The sequence below is a fragment of the Caballeronia insecticola genome, from assembly GCF_000402035.1.
Lineage (GTDB): Bacteria > Pseudomonadota > Gammaproteobacteria > Burkholderiales > Burkholderiaceae > Caballeronia > Caballeronia insecticola.
Window position 1 is genome coordinate 1,564,792 of the sequence record NC_021287.1, and the last position, 17,292, is coordinate 1,582,083.

The window sequence follows — 17,292 nt, forward strand, 5'->3', positions numbered from 1 at the left end:
GCGACGCGAAGCTTTCGAGGATCGAACCGGCATGAAGCATCTGCTTTTCTTTTGCGGCCACGCGGGCACCGGCAAGACGACGCTCGCAAAACGGCTGTTCGCGCCGCTCATGCACGCGACCGGTGAACCCTTCTGCCTGCTCGACAAAGACACGCTTTACGGCGCATATAGCGCTGCGGCGATCGGCGCGTTGACGGGCGACCCGCACGATCGCGACAGCCCACTTTTCATCGAACATTTTCGCGATCCGGAGTATCGCTCGCTTGTCGATACGGCGGCGGAGAACTTGTCGTTGGGCGTGAGTGTCGTGGTGATCGCGCCGCTTACACGCGAGGTGCGCAGCGGGCGCCTGTTCGATCGCGCATGGCTCGGCATCGGTGCCGATGTCGCCATTCGCGTCGTGTGGGTGCATGTGGATGAAAGCGTGGCGCGCGAGCGCATCGTCGCACGGGGCGATGCGAACGATGCCTACAAGCTCGCGCATTGGGAAGAATATCGTCAGCGCCTTTTCGCGCCCGATGCAGCGCTCGCCCGAACGCTCGTGATGTTAGACAACACCGCGCCTTCGCAGCAGGCGCATGACGCGTTGCTCGCGCGCCTGATCGAGACGCGCTAAAGCCAGACGCGCCACACACGCGCCACGCGTCGTTACGCCGCCGCTAGATGCCGGGCCGTGGCCACCGTGTTCGCGCCTTCATACAGCTTGCCGAAGCGGTTGTTGAGGAACGCCTCGAGCGGAACCTGCTCCTGACGCACGAAGCCGCTTTGCGGCAACACGCCTTCGCGGAACAGATCGAGTTCCGCGCAGATCGCGCCGGCGGTCGTGATCTGGATCGCGCTCATCGGCGTGCCGCACACGTCCTTCGCGAAGATCTTGCGCGTGAACACGTCCTGCACGAGCTGCCCGCGCCGCATGCCCGTCACGGTGACGAAAATCAGCACGACGTCCTGCGCCGTCGAAGGCACTGCGCGCTTGAGCATCGTCTTCAGGCCGTCGCGATCGGTCGACATGCGCAGATCGTCGAGCAGGAACTTCATCAACTCGCGATGCCCGGGATACCGCACCGATTTATAGTCGAGCGTCTCGACCTTGCCCGCGAGCGTCTCGCACAACGTGCCGAGCCCGCCCGACGTATTGAACGCTTCATACTCGATACCGTCGAGCGAGAAATGTTCGACGCCTTCCAGCGGCTGCACCCATTGCGTGCGGCCCTCGCGAATCGCCTCGCACGGCTGGCAATACTCGTTGATGAGGCCGTCGATGCTCCACGTCAGGTTGTATTTGAGCGCGTTGGTCGGAAACTCGGGCAGCGCGCCGACGCGCATCTTGACTTCGCGTACATCGTCGAGACGCTTCGCCAGATCGTGCGCGACGATGCCGATGAAACCCGGCGCGAGCCCGCATTGCGGCATGAACGCGAGTTCCGAACTGTCAGCGATGGCGCGAATGGCGTGCGTTGCGCGCACGTCTTCGGTCAGGTCGAAATAATGCACGCCCGCTGCCTTGGCCGCCGATGCAACGTTGATCGCGAGGTAATACGGCAGCGCGTTGACGAGCGCGTCGAAGCCGGCCAGCGCCTGGCGCAACGCGGGCGTGTCCGCAGAATCGACGCGGCGCGTCGGGATGCCTTGTGCATCGAGCAGCGCGAGCGCGTTTTCGTCGCGATCGAACGCGACGACTTCGAAGTCCCCCGTTTCACGCAGCAAATGGGCAATGCTCTGACCGATCAATCCGGCGCCGACGAGGGCCACTTTCATATTCATCTCCTTTATGTGTGCGGGTTGAGCGGAGGGCCAAGCCGACTCGCTTCCACATACAGTTTAGGAGCGCGCGAATACTGATCCTAGACACAAAATGATGCGCTTCGACGACGGATTTCGTCATTTTGACGATTCAATCCTGCGATTCGTATCGAATGGTCATCCGGCGCGGTCGATCTTCCGCGCCAGAATGATCGACGTCGTGGTTCGCTCGACGCCTTCGAGCCCGCCGATCTCATCGAGCAGATCGTTCAGGCGGTCGGGAGAATCGGCGCGCAGCCACGCGACGTAATCGAACTCGCCGCTCACGGCGCAGAGCAATTGAATCTCGGGCATGCGCGCGAAACGCTTCTGCAAGTCGCGACCATACTTCGGCATGAGCTTGATGCCGACATACGCCTGAATGCTCGCATCCAGCACGTCCTGGCCGAGCCGCACCCCGTAGCCCGCGATCACGTTGTTCTTCTCCAGCCTCGCGATGCGCGCGATCACCGTCGTGCGCGCGACGCCCAGTTGCCGCGCGAGATGGGCGACGCTCTCACGCGCGTTCATCTGCAGGAGCGCGACGAGATTGCGGTCGATGTCGTCGAGCTGGTCGAGGCGCGGCGGTCTCATGTAGGCGTCGTCCCTGGCGTTTTGCGTTTTGCGTTATGTGTTTTGAATGCAACCGCGCATTCGGCATCTTGTGTTTTGCATTATCGCCGACAAGCGACGGCTCAGACAGGCTCAGACAGACTCAGACGGCCTCACACGCCCAGCCGCGCCACCATGAAATCGACGAAGCTCGCGAGCTTGGGCGTCGCGCGCATATCGCGCGGATAGACGAGATGCGCAGGCGATGGCTTCGGCAGAAAATCCTGCAACACCGCCACCAGCGCGCCGCTCTTCAGATCGTCTTCGACGAGCGCATGCGGTTGCAGCACGAGGCCGAAGCCCGCGAGCGCGGCCTTTCTGAGCGCCTGACCGTTGTTGGCTCTGAAGCGCGCCGACTGCGTGCGGCTCGAGTGCGTGGCATCGTCCTCGCCTTCGAGCCGCCAGCCCGCCTCGCGGCCCTGATGCACGAAGCCCAGACATTCGTGGCTGACGAGATCGGCGGGTGTCGCAGGCGTGCCGGCGCGGGCGAGATACGCGGGCGATGCGCACACGGTCATCGCGTAGGGCTTGAGCGGGCGCGCGATGAAACTCGAATCGGCGAGCGCACCGATGCGCACGGCCGCATCGAACCGGTCTTCGACGATATCGGCCATGCGGTTGCTGAGATCGAGTTCGACGGCGATCTGCGGAAACGCCGCGAGGAACTCGGTCACAGCGGGCGTGACGAACTGCACGCCGTAGGTCAGCGGCACGGTCACGCGCAGCACGCCGCGCGGTGTCGCGCTCATGGCTTCGGCGAGGGCATCGGCGGCGTCGACATCCGCGAGAATGCGCCGGCAGCGCTCGTAATATTCGCGGCCGATTTCGGTCAGGCTTTGGCGGCGCGTCGTGCGGACCATCAGACGCGCATCGAGCCGCGCTTCGAGCGCCTGAAGATGCTTGCCCGCCATCGGCGCGGAAATAGAAAAGTGCTCGGCGGCGGCGCTCAGGCTGCCCGCCTCGACGATGGTCACGAAGACCCGCATGCTCAACAAGGTGTCCACTACGCGAATTTTCCAGAGTCGTATCGAATGTAAGCAGATGTGGCAATGCGGTCGAATCCACATGCAATCGTGATACTAATATCCGCCAATGGCGTGCTTGGCGTGCTCGCCGCGATCGCTTTCCGGCAGCTTACTAGGCACGTCGCCTTTCATCTCCATCGAAGGTATTTTCCGAATGAAAAGAACACTCGCTGCATTGGCCGCACTCTGCGCATTCAGCCCGGTTTTTGCGCAATCGTCCGCGCCGGCCGCGGCATCGGCGCCTGCCGTGCAAAACGCCGCGTCCGCACCGGCTGCCTCGAAGCGCGAAGCACGCGTCGAAGAGCGTATCGCGCAACTGCATGCGAGCCTCAAGATCACGCCGCAGCAGGAAACGCAATGGTCGGCCTTCGCCGACGTGATGCGCGACAACGGCCGCACGATGGCCGATCTGTATCGCCAGCGCATTGCGCAACGCGACACAATGTCCGCGCTCGACGACATGAAACAATATGAGCAGATCACACAGGCCAACGCGGACGGCACGAAGCGCCTGGTCGCGGCGTTCGAGCCGCTGTACGCGAGTCTGTCTCCCGAACAGAAGAAGCTGGCCGATGCGAGCTTCCGCGAAGACCACGGCAAGGCGCGGCAGAATCGCGCGCATCGACGTCCGCATGCGGCGGGTGCCGATGCCGCATCGACGACGAAGCCCTGAAGCCCTGCGCATCGCCCGAAGACTCGCAGACAACGAGACGAGCCCGCATCGCACGATGCGGGCTTTTTTCTTTCAGCGGGTGCAAAATAATGCGGTTGCCGTTACGATCCCGCACCGCCACCACTCGCGATCCGCATCATGCTCCATCTGTCCCGCCTCGATCTAGCAACCGATCCCGACGCGCGCCGCGTCGTGAAGGACGAAGCCGTCTCCGTCGAATTCGCAGTCGCTCCGGGCGAGCTGATGAGTCTCGAAGGCCCGAACCGTTACGCGAGCGGCGATGCGATTGTCACCGGCAGCGGCGGCGAACGCTGGGTCGTGTCGCGCGCGCGGTTCGATGCGAAATATGCGCCCGAAGGCGGCATCGCGCATGGTGTGCCGGGCGTGTATCGCAACAAGCCGAGCGTCGTGCTGGCGAAAGAAATGCACGAACCCTTCTCGATCGCTCGCTCGGACGCCGGCGACATCCTCACCGGCGACGCAGGCGACTGGGTCATGCAATACGCGCCGGGCGATTACGGCGTCGTGAAAGCGGCGCGCTTCGCGAAGGTTTATCGCTTGATTTAAGCGAAATCCTCGCCCATTTCGATTTCCACTTCACGCGGCACGGCCTCGCCGTTCGCATACGTTTCTTCGAGCGATCCGAGCGTTGCTTCCACATACGCGCGCAGCACCGCGTAACTGCGCGCGTGCAGACGCACCGGCATCGCGCGATAACGCGACAGCGCGGCCGGATCGAAGCGCACGTCGATTGTGATGCGCCGCGCCGTCGAACCGAAACGCATCGCCACGTAGTGAATCACGAGCGAGGTGCGGCCCGCATCGTCGATGCGTTCGGCAAACTGCGTCTGCTCGGGGAAGAGATCGCAGATCACGTGCGCGAGCGTGTCGATGTCCGCGCTCGGACAGTCGTATTGGTAGTCGTCCATTCGATGTCGATATCCGGTTGAAGCACGCGCTTCAGTTACTCACTTCAGTTACTTACCTCAGTTACTCACCTCAGGCACTCGGGCGTCCCGCGGCGGCACGGCGATAGTAGCGCACGAGCGCCATCGCGACGATCACGCCCAGCACGAGATACACGGCATCCGCTGCGATCAGCGGCACGAGGCGCGCCTGAAAGAGCGCCGCAGGCAAGCCGACGAGCGCATGTGCCGCGATCAGAACGCCGAGCGCGTGACGCGAGCGTTCGCGCAGCATCTGCCACATCAGCGCGGAAAAGCCGAGTTGCAGCACGAAGGCACTCGCCCGCTCGATGATGAAAATGCCCGCCGACACCGGCGACAGGCTCAACAGCACGAGATGAATGCGCGCGATCGCTTCGAGCGGCGCATTGGCGAAATGCGCATCGAGCGTGCCGCGATTGGCGAGCACTGCATAGACGATCCATTGCACCTGCACCAGCACGCCGACGATCCACGCCTCCGCCCCGCCATGACCGATGCCCAGCCCGAGCGCGGGGCCGTGACGATCGAGCGCGCCCGGCTCGCGCGAGATGAGCCATTTCATCGCGAGAAAGCGCCCGACTTCCTCGCACAGACCCGCGACGACCGCGCCATAGACGACGAACACGGCCGGATTGACAAGCCAGCCCGACGTGAGCGGATTGCCGAGCACGAAGCCGTGCAGCGCGCGCTCGATCACCATCGCGAAGAGCGCGAACACGCCGATGCCGAGGATCGCCTCACGCGGCGCGATATTGAAACGCGGCCGCAACTTGCGATACGTCACGATAGGCATCGCGGCAATGACAAGCGTCGCGAACGCCAGACACAGCAAGGTCGAAACACTGACCATTCAAGTTCCTTGTGATGCGTGTTGCGCGTTCCCGGCCGTCGATGCGCGCACGACGAGTTCGCCCGGCAGCAGGCATTCGCGCGCGGGCATCCCGGCGCCGCCGAGCCGTTCGTGAAGAAACTCGACCGCGCGCCGGCCGATGTCGTAAGTCGGCTGACGCACCGTCGTCATGCCGGCGAGCTGCGCCCATTCGGAGTCGTCGATCGACATCAGCGCGACGCTCGACTGCCAGTTCGCGCCGTGACGTTCCTTCAAATGCACCGCGACGCGCAGCGCCACGGGCCCGTTCGCCGCGAAGAGCGCGACGCGCTTGCTCGCCGTCTTCGCCGCTTCGACGCGCGCATCGAGTTCGTCGAGCGCAGGCGATGCATCGGCGAGATCGAACACGAGCGTCGAGCCGCTCGCATGCAGCGCCGCGACGGTCTCGCGGAACGCAGCCTCGCGCTGACGCCGCGAACTCACATGCGTGACGGGCTGCACGATGAACAGCAGCTCGTCGAAGCCTTCGTCGATCAGATGACGCGTCGCGAGTTGCACGGCGGCAGGATTGTCGAGCCCGACCATATCGGTGACGAGGCCTTCCACCGAGCGATCCACAAGCACGACCGGAATGCCGCCTTGCGCGAAACCTTGCAGCAGTTCTTCCTTCACGCCCAGCGCATTGACGATCACGCCTTCGACGCGATACGTCGTGAGCAATTGCAGATAGCGCCGCTCCATATCGATCTCGTTGGCCGCGTGACAGATGAGCGGCATATAGCCGAGCGCATGACACGCAGCCTCGACGCCTTGCAGCACTTCGACGGAATAGGGATTGGTCAGGTCGGCGAGCAGCATGCCGATCAGGCGATTGCGCCCGCGTTTCAGGCCGCGCGCCATCTGGTTCGGCCGATAGTCGAGCTTGGCGATGGCCGCCTCGATCCGCTCGCGCAGATCGGGCGACAGCACGCCCGTCTCGCCGTTCAGATAGCGTGAGATGCTGGTCTTGCCGGTGCCGGCTTCGCGGGCGACATCGGTGATGGTCGCGCGGCGCGCGCCGAACGAAGGCGGGCGGTTCGTCAAAGTGGGATCGTCGGACATAGTGGTGGTGGGCACCGCGCTTCGCCGTCTGGCGGGCGCGATGCCGTCATTATCGTTCTCCTCGCATCGCGCATGTTAGCGCATGCGCGGGTCCGATCCCCGGCTTCAGCGCGCGAGCACGTCGCGATTGACGATGTTCTGCGTAAGCGTGCCATCCAGCGCGCCGACGAGATTTTCCGCGGCGTTGCGCGCCATCGCGTGACGCGTCTCGTGTGTGGCCGAGCCGATGTGCGGCAGCGCGACGACGTTATGCATCGCGAGCAGCGGCGAGTCGGCGGGCAGCGGTTCCTGCTCGAACACGTCGAGGCCGGCGCCGCGAATCGTGCCGTTTTTGAGGGCTTCGATGAGCGCGGCTTCATCGACCGTCGGGCCGCGCGATGCATTAATCAGGATCGCGCTCTGCTTCATCTTCCTGAGCTCGTTCGCCCCGATGATGCCGCGCGTCGCGGCCGTGAGCGGCACTTGCAGGCACACGAAGTCGGACTGCGCGAGCAGGTCGTCGAGTTCGACGCGCCTCGCGCCGTAGTCCTTCTCCGCCTGCTCGTTCGCGCTGCGGTTGGTGTACAGCACGTTCATGCGAAAGCCGAGCGCCGCACGCCGCGCCACCGCCCCGCCGATGCGCCCCAGTCCCACGATGCCGAGCGTCTTGCCCTGCACGTCGACGCCGAAGCACGACTCGCCGATGCTCGCCTTCCAGTTGCCTTGCTTCACCCATTCGGCGAGTTCGACGACGCGGCGCGCGCTCGCGAGGATCAGTGCGAAGACGGTATCGGCGGTGGATTCGGTCAGCACGTCGGGCGTATGCGTGAGCACGATGCCGCGCCGCGTGAGGTCATCGACATCGAACTGATCGAAGCCGACGGAGACGGTCGAGAGCGCTTTGAGTCGCGTCGCGCCGTCGATCATGTCGGCGGAGATTTTCACGCTCGCGCCGATAGCGCCGTCCGCGTCCTTCAGCGCCGCGACGAATGCCGCATGATCTTTCGGGTCGACGTTCACCACTTCGGCATGTTCGCGCAGGTACGCTTCGACGTCGGAGGGCAAGGTTTTATACGCTACGATCTTTCGGGTCATGGGCAGGTTCAGTGTGAGTGTGATGTCGATCTATCAGCTTGCTCTATAGCACAATAAACGCGACCCGCTTTATGGCCGCACGGCCACGCCCGCGCGAACCGCGGCTTGCGGTTTGACAGCCAGTGTCAGCCACACCGAAAGCAGCAGCGCCGCGCTCATGAACACATACGATGCGGCGGGCGATCCGGTCGCGCCGTTCAGATAGCCGACGAAATACGAACCGACGAACGAGCCCAGCGCGCCCATGCTGTTGATCAGCGCCATCGCTCCGCCCGCGACGTTCTTCGGCAGAAGCTCGGGCACGATCGCGAAGAACGGCCCGTACGGCGCATACATCGCCGCGCCCGCGATCACGAGCAGCGCATACGACGCCCAGAAGTTGCTCGAACCGAGCAGATACGATCCCGCGAACGCCACCGCGCCGATCAGCAGGAACGGCCACACGAAGGCCTTGCGCGCCTGCAATTTGTCGGAGGCCCACGAGGCCAGCAGCATCGCAATGGTCGCGGCGAGATACGGCACCGCCGAGAGCCAGCCCGTTGCGACCATGCCGAGCGTCGAGCCATTCTTCAGAATCGACGGCAGCCACAGCACGAAGCCATACACGCCGATGCTCCAGCAGAAGTACTGCGCGCACAGCTTGATCACCGCCGGCGACTTGAACGCCTCGCGATAATTCTTGACCGGCTTGATGGCGGCCTGCTCGGCGCGCAGGGTTGCGTCGAGATCGCTCTTTTCCTGCTCGGTGAGCCATTTCACCTGCGCGGGCTTGTCCTTCACGATGAACCACCAGATCACCGCCCATACGACCGCCGGCAAACCTTCCGCGATGAACATGTGACGCCAGCCGAACGAGTTCACGAGATAGCCCGACACGACCGACATCCACAGCACCGTCACCGGATTGCCGAGAATAAGAAACGTGTTGGCGCGCGAGCGTTCGGACTTCGTGAACCAGTTCGCGATGAAGACGAGCATCGCGGGCATCACCGCCGCCTCGACGACGCCGAGCACGAAGCGGATCGCCATCAGCGACGGGATGTTGCTCACCATGCCCGTCAGCGTCGCGCATCCGCCCCACAGCACGAGGCTCCAGAACACGAGTTTCTTCACGCTGCGGCGTTCGGCGTAGATCGCGCCCGGGATCTGAAAGAAGAAGTAGCCGAGAAAAAACAGCGCACCGATCAACGACGACAGTCCCTTGCCGATGCCGAGATCCTGATTGATGCCCGCGGCCGCGGCGAAGCCGTAGTTGGCGCGGTCGAGATACGCGAGGCTGTACGTGATGAAGACGATCGGCATGATCGCCCACCAGCGGCGCACGGCAAGCTTGGGAGTTGTGGATTGCATGGTTGTCTCCGAACGCAATTCGGTTGAGTCTTTCGGTGGCTGGCCTCAGGTTGACTTCAGGCTGTCCTCAGGCCAGATCGAACGCGGCTTTGGCCGTCTTGTCGTTGGAATCTTTTTCGAGCGCGTCGAGCGCGGCGCGTGTCGGCAGGCCTTCGCTGTCGCCGATCACCTGAATCGCCAGCGCGCCGATGCGGTTGCCGCGCGCGATCGCGTGACGCACGTCGCGCCCTTCGAGCAGCGCGCTCACCACGCCGACCGCGAAGCCGTCGCCGGCGCCGACCGTATCGACGACATTCGCGACCGGCACCGCCGGCACGATGCCCTCTTCGTCCTGCGCCGTGCGGAAGTACGCACCGTGCGCGCCCAGCTTCACGACGACGCCCTTCGCGCCCTGATCGAGATAGAACGCGGCGATGTCTTCGGGCTTCGCGTAACCCGTGAGCGTCAAGCCCTCGGCGACGCCCGGCAGCACCCAGTCAGCGAGCGCGGCGAGCGCGTTGAGCGACTCGGCCATCGCTTCGCGCGACGGCCAGAGCGTCGGGCGCAGATTGGGGTCGAAGGAGATCGTTTTGCCTGCGGCACGCATTTCCCGGGCCATATGGAACGCGAGTTCGCGCGACGTGGCGGAAATCGCGGGCGCGACGCCCGTCAGATGCAGATGACGCGCGCCGAGCACGTAATCCGCGGCGTAATCGTCGATCGAAAGATGGCTCGCGGCCGAACCGCGACGGAAGTATTCGACCGCCGGATCGCTGCCGTCGTCGCACTTGCCTTTCAGCTGGAACCCGGTCGGATAGCGTTCGTCGATGCTCACGCGCTGTGCGTCGATGCCCTCGGCCGCCAGCACGTCGAGCACGTAGCGGCCGAACGAATCGCGGCCCACGCGGCTCATCCAGCCCACCTTGAAGCCAAGGCGCGAAAGACCGATCGCGACATTCAGGTCGGCGCCCGCCACCCGCTTCGTGAAGTGGCCGACGCGGGCGAGATCGCCGGTGTCGGCTGCGACGAACATCGTCATCGCTTCACCGTAAGTGACGACGTCGAGAGCTTCGGGCTTGGCTTGCATGTCGAGTCCTTTGCAAATGAATGCTGAATGCAAAATGCGTAATTCAAAATGCCGCGATGCGGGCGACCTGGCGCGCGGCGTCGGCGTCGAGCGAGACGTCGGCGCCCGCCATGAACGGATATTCGATGCCGCGCGGCACATCGCCCGGCAAGTGTGCGAGCAGCGTCGCGAAGCGTGCGTCGCCGTGCGCGGGCGCGGCGGCGAAACGGCGCATGCCCTCGCCCATCACGGCCTTGCAATGTACATAGGCCACGTGTCGCGCGAGCCGTAGCGCAGCATCGAGCGGGTCTTGCGCGGCCCAATGCCAGTTGCCGGTGTCGAAGGTCATCGCGAGGCCGCTGTTGTCGGGCAGCGCGGCGAACAGCGTTTCGAACGCGCCGATCGTGCCGCCCGCCTTCAGTTGTCCGTTCTCGACCACGACGCGCGCCTTCGCCAGGGCGACACCGCTCAGCAGTCGATCGAGCGTGGCGGCATCGGTTGCGATGCCGGTTTCGGAACCGCCCAGTTGCAGCTTGACGATGCGCGCGCCGAGCGCCGCCGCTTCGTCGATGGCGAGACGCAGCGCGGCCGAGTCGAGTGCGCCGTCTTCGCGAAACAGCGTGGCGGGCGTCGAATATACGGTCCACAGGCCCTGGGCGCGAATTCGCTCGCCCAGTTGCGCGAGCGCGTCCGGGAGCGCGTCGGCGTCGCTTGCGAACAGCTCGCGGCGTACTTCGAAGCCATTCGCGCCTGCGCGCGCAGCCGCCGCGACCCAGACGGCGTGACCGTCGCGGCGGATGGCATCCGCGCCGAACGCGCTGGAAACAATCACCACTTCGGGGCGCGCTTCATCGATCGAAGAAATCTGGCTCGGTTGCATTCCGCTCTCGTGTTTCGGCTCCAAACTAGTCATTGGAACCGGTTCCATTAATCATTTTCAAAAAGGACGCCGCAGCGCCCTGTTGAGACCGAATGGTGCGTCAGACCGGCACCGGGCCGCCATAGTGGAATTCCCTAGCCGATGAGATCCGGCTCCTGACAAAGCTCGAGAAAACGCGCGGCGACGCGCGACGGCGTGGCCGCATGCGGCAGCAGAATCGAAAAGCGCCGCGTGAGCGGCTGCGGCGCGATGCGCAGGCGGCACAGCGCGCTGTCCTCGTGACGAATCGACATGGCCGACACGAAGCCGATGCCCATGCCCGCGCGCACCGCTTCCTTCACGCCCTCCACGCCCGCGATTTCGAGCGCGACGCGCATGGGCGCTTCGTTCTGCGCGAACGCCCGCTCGACGATCTGCCGCACGCCCGAACCCGGTTCGCGCAGCACTAGCGGATGCGCGCTCAGTTGCTCCAGCGTGACGCTCTCGCGCCCGTCCGCGAGCGGATGCCCTTTCGGCGCAATCGCGACGATTTCATCCTCGCGCCATGACGTGACCGTGGTGCCGAGCGGCAGATCGTGTCCGGTCGGGCCTTCGACCAGCGCGATATCGAGTGCGCCGAGCGCCGCGACGATATCCGCCGTATTCCCGTCGATGGTCGTCACGACGACATCCGGAAAGCGTTTGTGAAACGCCGCGATCAGATACGGCAGCAGATAACTCGCGGGCGTCGTGCTCGCGCCGATACGCAGCGTGCCGCGCTCGAGCCCGCGCAACGCGTCGCGCAATGCATGCGCCTGGCGGAAAGTCTCGCGCAGCCGCTCGGCGTGACCGAGCAACTGCTCGCCGGCGGCGGTCAGGCGCACGCCGCGACCGTCGCGCTGATAGAGCGGCTCGCCGAATTCGTCCTGCAAAAGCCGCAATTGCCCCGATACGGCGGGCTGCGACAGATGCAATGCCACCGCCGCGCGGCTGATGTTGCCATGCTCGGCGACTGTTGCAAAAGTTATCAGTTGCTCCGGGGTCATCTTCGTAAAGTATCAGGAATTCCGATATTTGCCATTCTAAATCACGATTTTTCATATTCATATATCGAGAATAGGATTAGCCCATCGCCCCTCTCACTCGTTTTCGGAAACCTCAATGTCTACGGTCCCGTCCGCTTCGTCCCTGGCGCCAGCCGCGTCTTCCACACGCGGGCAGCTCAACGGCATTTTGTTCGTCGCGCTGTTCGCGGCGGCCGTCACGCGACTCGCGTCCGTGCCGGCCATCGCGGGACTGGGGATCAGTCCGCTGATCGTCGGCATCGTCGCGGGCGCGATTTACGGGAATGCGCTGCGCCATGGCATGCCGGACAGCTGGGCCGCAGGCGTCAACTTCTCCGCGCGCAAGCTGCTGCGCATCGCGGTGGCGTTCTTCGGGCTGCGCGTGAGCCTTCAGGAAATCGCGCAGGTGGGCCTCTCCGGCTTCACGGTGTCGGTGCTGGTGGTCGTCAGTACGCTCGTGATCGGCACCTGGGCCGGCATGAAGCTGATGAAGCTCGACCGCGACACCGCGCTCCTCACGGCGGCCGGCAGCGCGATCTGCGGCGCGGCCGCGGTGCTCGCGTTCGAATCGACGTTGCAGTCGAAGCCGCACAAGAGCGCGATGGCGGTCGGCAGCGTCGTATTGTTCGGCACGCTCTCGATGTTCCTCTACCCGCTCGCGCTGAACGCCGGCTGGCTGCATCTCGACACGCTCGGCACGGGCCTGTTCTTCGGCGGCACGATTCACGAAGTGGCGCAGGTTGTCGGCGCGGCGAGCAACGTGAGCCCCGAAGCGACGCACATCGCCACCATCGTAAAGATGACGCGCGTGATGCTGCTCGTGCCGGTGCTGCTCGTGGTCGGCTTCTGGGTCAGCCGTTCGCGTCAGACAGGTGCTGAAGGTGCGGAAGGCGCAGCGCAAGGCAAAGGCAAGATCGCGGTGCCCTGGTTCGCGCTCGGTTTCCTCGCGCTCGTCGTGGTGAATTCGCTGCACGTGCTGCCGGATACGGCGACCACCACGATCAACACGCTCGACACCTTCGCCCTCACGATGGCCATGACCGCGCTCGGCATGGAGACGCGCATCGCGCAGATTCGCGAAGCCGGCCCGCGCGCCCTCGCCACCGGCGCGATCCTGTATGCATGGCTGATCGGCGGCGGTCTTGCGATCACGATCGGCGTCGAGAAGTTGTTCGGCTGACCGATGCTTTGAAGTTGCCATCGCGCGAGCGCTCCCCGCTCGCGCGAAATCGCTTTTGAAGGAGCACTCATGGAACACGGCGCTCGCACCCAGAACGAGAAGCTCGATGTCAAGACCACGACGTGCTACATGTGCGCGTGCCGCTGCGGCATCCGCGTGCATCTGCGCGACGGCGAAGTGCGCTACATCGACGGCAATCCGAATCATCCGCTCAATCAGGGGGTGATTTGCGCGAAGGGCGCGTCGGGCATCATGAAGCAGTATTCGCCCGCGCGTCTCACGCAGCCGCTGATGCGCAAACCTGACGCATTACGCGGCGAAGCGCAGTTCGAAGCCGTGTCCTGGGACGTCGCGCTCGACACGCTCGAAAAACGTCTCGCGCATCTGCGCGCCACCGACCCGAAGAAGTTCGCGCTTTTCACCGGGCGCGACCAGATGCAGGCGCTCACCGGCCTCTTCGCGAAAAATTTCGGCACGCCCAACTACGCGGCGCACGGCGGCTTCTGCTCGGCAAACATGGCCGCCGGCATGATCTACACGATGGGCGGCTCGTTCTGGGAGTTCGGCGGCCCGGACCTCGATCGCGCAAAGCTGTTTTTCATGATCGGTACGGCGGAAGATCATCATTCGAATCCGCTCAAGATCGCCATTTCGAAGTTCAAGCGTGCGGGCGGACGCTTCATCGCGATCAATCCGATTCGCACGGGCTACGCCGCCATTGCCGACGAATGGGTGCCGATCCGCCCCGGCACCGACGGCGCGCTCTTCATGGCGCTGATCCACCAGTTGATCGCGGCTGACGCGTGGGATCACGAGTTCGTCACGCGCTACACGAACGCGGCCGAACTGCTCGATATGAACGAAGCGAGCGACACGTTCGGCCTCTTCGTGCAGAACGGCGACGCGCCCGATGTGAACGCGCTCTTTCCGCAGAATCATCTGTGGTGGGACAAGAAAACGAATCGCGCGGTCGCGCATCATGCGGATGACGCCGAACCCGCGCTCGATGGCCGCTACACGCTCGACGACGGCACGCCTGTCGCGCCCTCCTTTGCATTGCTGCGCGAGCAAGTGGCATCGTGCACGCCGGAATGGGCCGCGGAGATCACCGGCATTCCGGCCGCGACGATCGAGCGACTCGCCACCGAGATGATCGAGACGTGCCGCGATCACAAGATCACGCTGCCGATTCCATGGACCGACTGCTGGGGCAAGCAGCATGACAGCGTGACCGGCAACCCGATCGCCTTCCATGCGATGCGGGGCCTTGCCGCGCACTCGAACGGTTTCCAGTCGATCCGCGGACTCGCGGTGCTGATGTCGCTGCTCGGCACGATCGACCGGCCGGGCGGCTTCCGTCACAAGGCGCCGTTTCCGCGCGCGGTGCCGCCGTCGGCCAAACCGCCGAATCATCCGGATCAGGTGAAGCCCAACACGCCGCTCGCGAACGGCCCGCTCGGCTGGCCCGCCGCGCCCGAAGATCTGTTCATCCACGATGACGGCACGCCGGTGCGCATCGACCGCGCATTCTCGTGGGAGTATCCGCTCGCGGTGCACGGCGTGATGCACAGCGTCATCACCAATGCGTGGCGCGGCGATCCGTATCCCATCGACACCTTGCTGATCTTCATGGCCAACATGGCCTGGAATTCGTCGATGAACACGACGGAAGTCCGCAAGATGCTCGCCGACAAGCACGAGAACGGCGAGTACAAGATTCCGTTCATCGTCGTGTGCGATGCGTTTCAGTCGGAGATGACCGCGTTCGCCGATCTGATCCTGCCCGACACGACGTATCTCGAACGCCACGACGCAATGTCGATGCTCGACCGTCCGATCTCCGAGTTCGACGGCCCTGTCGATTCGGTGCGCGTGCCGGTCGTGCCGCGCACCGGCGAATGCCGTCCGTTTCAGGAAGTGCTGGTCGAGCTTGGCAGCCGTCTCAAGCTGCCCGCGTTCACCACGCCTGACGGCACGCGCAAGTATCGCGACTATCCGGACTTCATCGTCAATCATCAGACGTCGCCCGGTTCAGGCGTGGGCTTTCTGATGGGATGGCGCGGCAAGGACGGACGTGATGCGCTCGTCGGCGAGCCGAATCCGAATCAGTGGGACGAGTACGCGAAGCACGATTGCGTATTTCATTACACGCTGCCCGAAACCCTGCAATACATGCGCAACTGCAACGGGCCGTATCTGAAATGGGCCGTGGAGAAAGGCCTGCGCAAGTTCGATACGCCGATCCTGATCCAGCTTTATTCGGATGTGATGCAGAAGTTTCGCCTCGCCGCGCAGGGACGCACGAAGGGCCGGCAGCCGCCCGATCATCTGCGCGCGCGCATCGAGAAATACTTCGATCCGCTGCCCTTCTGGTATGCGCCGCTCGAACTCGACTCGACCGATCTCGCGCGCTATCCGCTCGCCGCCGTCACGCAGCGCCCGATGGCCATGTATCACTCGTGGGACTCGCAGAACGCGTGGCTCCGACAGATTCACGGCGAGAACATGCTGTACATGAATCCGCGCATGGCGCAGGCGAACGGCATCGAAGATGGCGGCTGGATCTACGTCGAATCGCAATGGGGCAAGGTGCGCTGCATGGCGCGTTACAGCGAGACCGTGGAACCGGGAACCGTGTGGACGTGGAATGCGATCGGCAAAGCGTCGGGCGCGTGGAGCCTCGGCCCCGATGCCAGCGAATCGCAGCGCGGCTTCCTGCTCAATCACCTGATCACCGACGAGCTTCCGGCGTCCGCCGCACACGGCGCGCGTTGCTCGAATTCGGACCCGGTCACGGGACAAGCCGCGTGGTACGACGTGCGCGTGCGCGTACATCCCGCCGAAGCCGATGCGGATCACACGCTGCCGCAATTCGCACCGATGAGCCCGGCGCCCGGCATGACGAATGCGATTCATCGCGTCGTGCAGACGTACTTCGCCGGACGTGGCGAATTCGCCGCGCGACTGCGCAATGTCGTGAAGCGCAACACGAACAACTGAAGGAGACCATCATGACTCAAATGGCGCTCGTGATCGATCTGAACGTCTGCGTCGGATGCCATGCCTGCGTGACGAGTTGCAAAGAATGGAATACGTCCGGCGAGGCGGGCAGTCTCGCGGATCAGCATCCTTACGATGCCGATCCGTCCGGCACGTTCTTCAATCGCGTCCAGACCTACGAGGCGGGCGAGTTTCCCCTCGCCGACACGATCCACTTCCCGAAGTCGTGTCTGCACTGCGAAGACCCGCCGTGCGTGCCCGTCTGTCCGACCGGCGCGAGCTACAAGCGCAAGGAAGATGGGCTCGTGCTCGTCGACTTCGACAAATGCATCGGCTGCAAGTACTGCGCGTGGGCGTGTCCGTACGGCGCGCGCGAACTCGACGAAGCACGCAAGGAAATGACCAAGTGCACGCTGTGCGCGGACCGCATCTACAACGAGGCGCTGCCCGAGCGCGATCGCAAGCCCGCATGCGTGCTCGCGTGCCCGACTTCGGCGCGGCTCTTCGGCGATATTCACGATCCGGAGTCGGTCGTATCGAAAGCGATTGCGGAGCGCGGCGGCTATCAGCTGATGCCCGAATGGGAGACGCGGCCCGCGAACCATTACTTGCCGCGCCAGCCGGTGAATGCGGTCAATGGGTGCGGCAGCGGTTCGTGCGGGTGCAAATCGACCGAAGCCGATCACGCTTCGCTCGAAGCGCACGGAGACCTGAATCTCGCGGCGATGGCCGTGCGCGTCTGACCTTCATC

At 64.2% G+C, this 17,292-nt stretch carries 17 protein-coding genes; 6 read left to right on the top strand and 11 right to left on the bottom strand.

Going from position 1 to position 17,292, the window contains the following annotated elements:
* Window positions 1-31: 31 nt before the first annotated feature.
* On the top strand, window positions 32-616 hold the full coding sequence (locus BRPE64_RS07235) for an AAA family ATPase (RefSeq protein ID WP_044042055.1): 585 nt from the start codon (window positions 32-34) through the stop codon (window positions 614-616).
* A gap of 32 nt (window positions 617-648) precedes the next feature.
* Here BRPE64_RS07235 and BRPE64_RS07240 read toward each other — a convergent pair whose 3' ends face one another.
* From BRPE64_RS07240 to BRPE64_RS07250, 3 genes are all read right to left on the bottom strand, one after another.
* Window positions 649-1,758, bottom strand: coding sequence for a saccharopine dehydrogenase family protein (locus BRPE64_RS07240; protein ID WP_044042056.1), 1,110 nt, complete (start codon window positions 1,756-1,758; stop codon window positions 649-651).
* Between the two features lie 162 nt (window positions 1,759-1,920).
* Window positions 1,921-2,376 carry an Lrp/AsnC family transcriptional regulator gene (locus BRPE64_RS07245; protein WP_016345426.1) on the bottom strand — a complete coding sequence of 152 codons (456 nt, stop codon included), beginning with the start codon at window positions 2,374-2,376 and terminating at the stop codon, window positions 1,921-1,923.
* Window positions 2,377-2,507: 131 nt separating this feature from the next.
* Entirely contained in the window at window positions 2,508-3,398 is an 891-nt protein-coding gene (locus tag BRPE64_RS07250) for a LysR family transcriptional regulator (protein WP_016345427.1), read from the bottom strand.
* Between the two features lie 175 nt (window positions 3,399-3,573).
* On the opposite strand from BRPE64_RS07250, the gene BRPE64_RS07255 reads away from it, so the two are divergent.
* Entirely contained in the window at window positions 3,574-4,092 is a 519-nt protein-coding gene (locus tag BRPE64_RS07255) for a Spy/CpxP family protein refolding chaperone (RefSeq protein WP_016345428.1), read from the top strand.
* Window positions 4,093-4,230: 138 nt separating this feature from the next.
* Window positions 4,231-4,659 carry a PGDYG domain-containing protein gene (locus tag BRPE64_RS07260; protein WP_016345429.1) on the top strand — a complete coding sequence of 143 codons (429 nt, stop codon included), beginning with the start codon at window positions 4,231-4,233 and terminating at the stop codon, window positions 4,657-4,659.
* On the opposite strand, the gene BRPE64_RS07265 is transcribed toward BRPE64_RS07260, so the two are convergent.
* The 8 genes from BRPE64_RS07265 to BRPE64_RS07300 all read right to left on the bottom strand — a co-directional run bounded on the left by BRPE64_RS07265 (window position 4,656) and on the right by BRPE64_RS07300 (window position 12,343).
* Window positions 4,656-5,021: a DUF3022 domain-containing protein gene (locus tag BRPE64_RS07265; RefSeq protein ID WP_016345430.1), complete on the bottom strand. Its 366-nt coding sequence runs from the start codon at window positions 5,019-5,021 to the stop codon at window positions 4,656-4,658. The two genes, BRPE64_RS07260 and BRPE64_RS07265, sit on opposite strands and share 4 nt — an antisense overlap.
* Before the next feature lie 70 nt (window positions 5,022-5,091).
* A complete protein-coding gene (locus tag BRPE64_RS07270) occupies window positions 5,092-5,889 on the bottom strand; it encodes a YhfC family intramembrane metalloprotease (protein WP_016345431.1) in 798 nt (265 codons plus the stop codon).
* The gene (locus BRPE64_RS07275; protein WP_016345432.1) at window positions 5,890-6,969 is read right to left on the bottom strand and encodes a LacI family DNA-binding transcriptional regulator; all 1,080 of its coding nucleotides are present in this window, start codon (window positions 6,967-6,969) and stop codon (window positions 5,890-5,892) included.
* 105 nt (window positions 6,970-7,074) lie between these two features.
* Window positions 7,075-8,043, bottom strand: coding sequence for a 2-hydroxyacid dehydrogenase (locus BRPE64_RS07280; protein WP_016345433.1), 969 nt, complete (start codon window positions 8,041-8,043; stop codon window positions 7,075-7,077).
* A gap of 69 nt (window positions 8,044-8,112) precedes the next feature.
* Window positions 8,113-9,393, bottom strand: a complete 1,281-nt coding sequence (locus BRPE64_RS07285) for an MFS transporter (RefSeq protein WP_016345434.1) — start codon at window positions 9,391-9,393, stop codon at window positions 8,113-8,115.
* A gap of 67 nt (window positions 9,394-9,460) precedes the next feature.
* Window positions 9,461-10,459, bottom strand: a complete 999-nt coding sequence (locus BRPE64_RS07290) for a sugar kinase (protein ID WP_016345435.1) — start codon at window positions 10,457-10,459, stop codon at window positions 9,461-9,463.
* Window positions 10,460-10,502: 43 nt separating this feature from the next.
* Complete coding sequence (locus BRPE64_RS07295) at window positions 10,503-11,318, bottom strand: sugar phosphate isomerase/epimerase family protein (RefSeq protein ID WP_016345436.1); 816 nt, start codon at window positions 11,316-11,318, stop codon at window positions 10,503-10,505.
* A 134-nt stretch (window positions 11,319-11,452) separates the two neighbouring features.
* Window positions 11,453-12,343: a LysR family transcriptional regulator gene (locus BRPE64_RS07300; protein WP_016345437.1), complete on the bottom strand. Its 891-nt coding sequence runs from the start codon at window positions 12,341-12,343 to the stop codon at window positions 11,453-11,455.
* 115 nt (window positions 12,344-12,458) lie between these two features.
* Here BRPE64_RS07300 and BRPE64_RS07305 point away from each other — a divergent pair, with 115 nt between their 5' ends.
* The 3 genes from BRPE64_RS07305 to BRPE64_RS07315 all read left to right on the top strand — a co-directional run bounded on the left by BRPE64_RS07305 (window position 12,459) and on the right by BRPE64_RS07315 (window position 17,284).
* A complete protein-coding gene (locus BRPE64_RS07305; RefSeq protein WP_044041346.1) occupies window positions 12,459-13,541 on the top strand; it encodes a YeiH family protein in 1,083 nt (360 codons plus the stop codon).
* 69 nt (window positions 13,542-13,610) lie between these two features.
* On the top strand, window positions 13,611-16,541 hold the full coding sequence (locus tag BRPE64_RS07310) for a molybdopterin oxidoreductase family protein (protein ID WP_016345439.1): 2,931 nt from the start codon (window positions 13,611-13,613) through the stop codon (window positions 16,539-16,541).
* An 11-nt stretch (window positions 16,542-16,552) separates the two neighbouring features.
* Entirely contained in the window at window positions 16,553-17,284 is a 732-nt protein-coding gene (locus tag BRPE64_RS07315) for a 4Fe-4S dicluster domain-containing protein (protein ID WP_044041347.1), read from the top strand.
* Window positions 17,285-17,292: the final 8 nt, after the last annotated feature.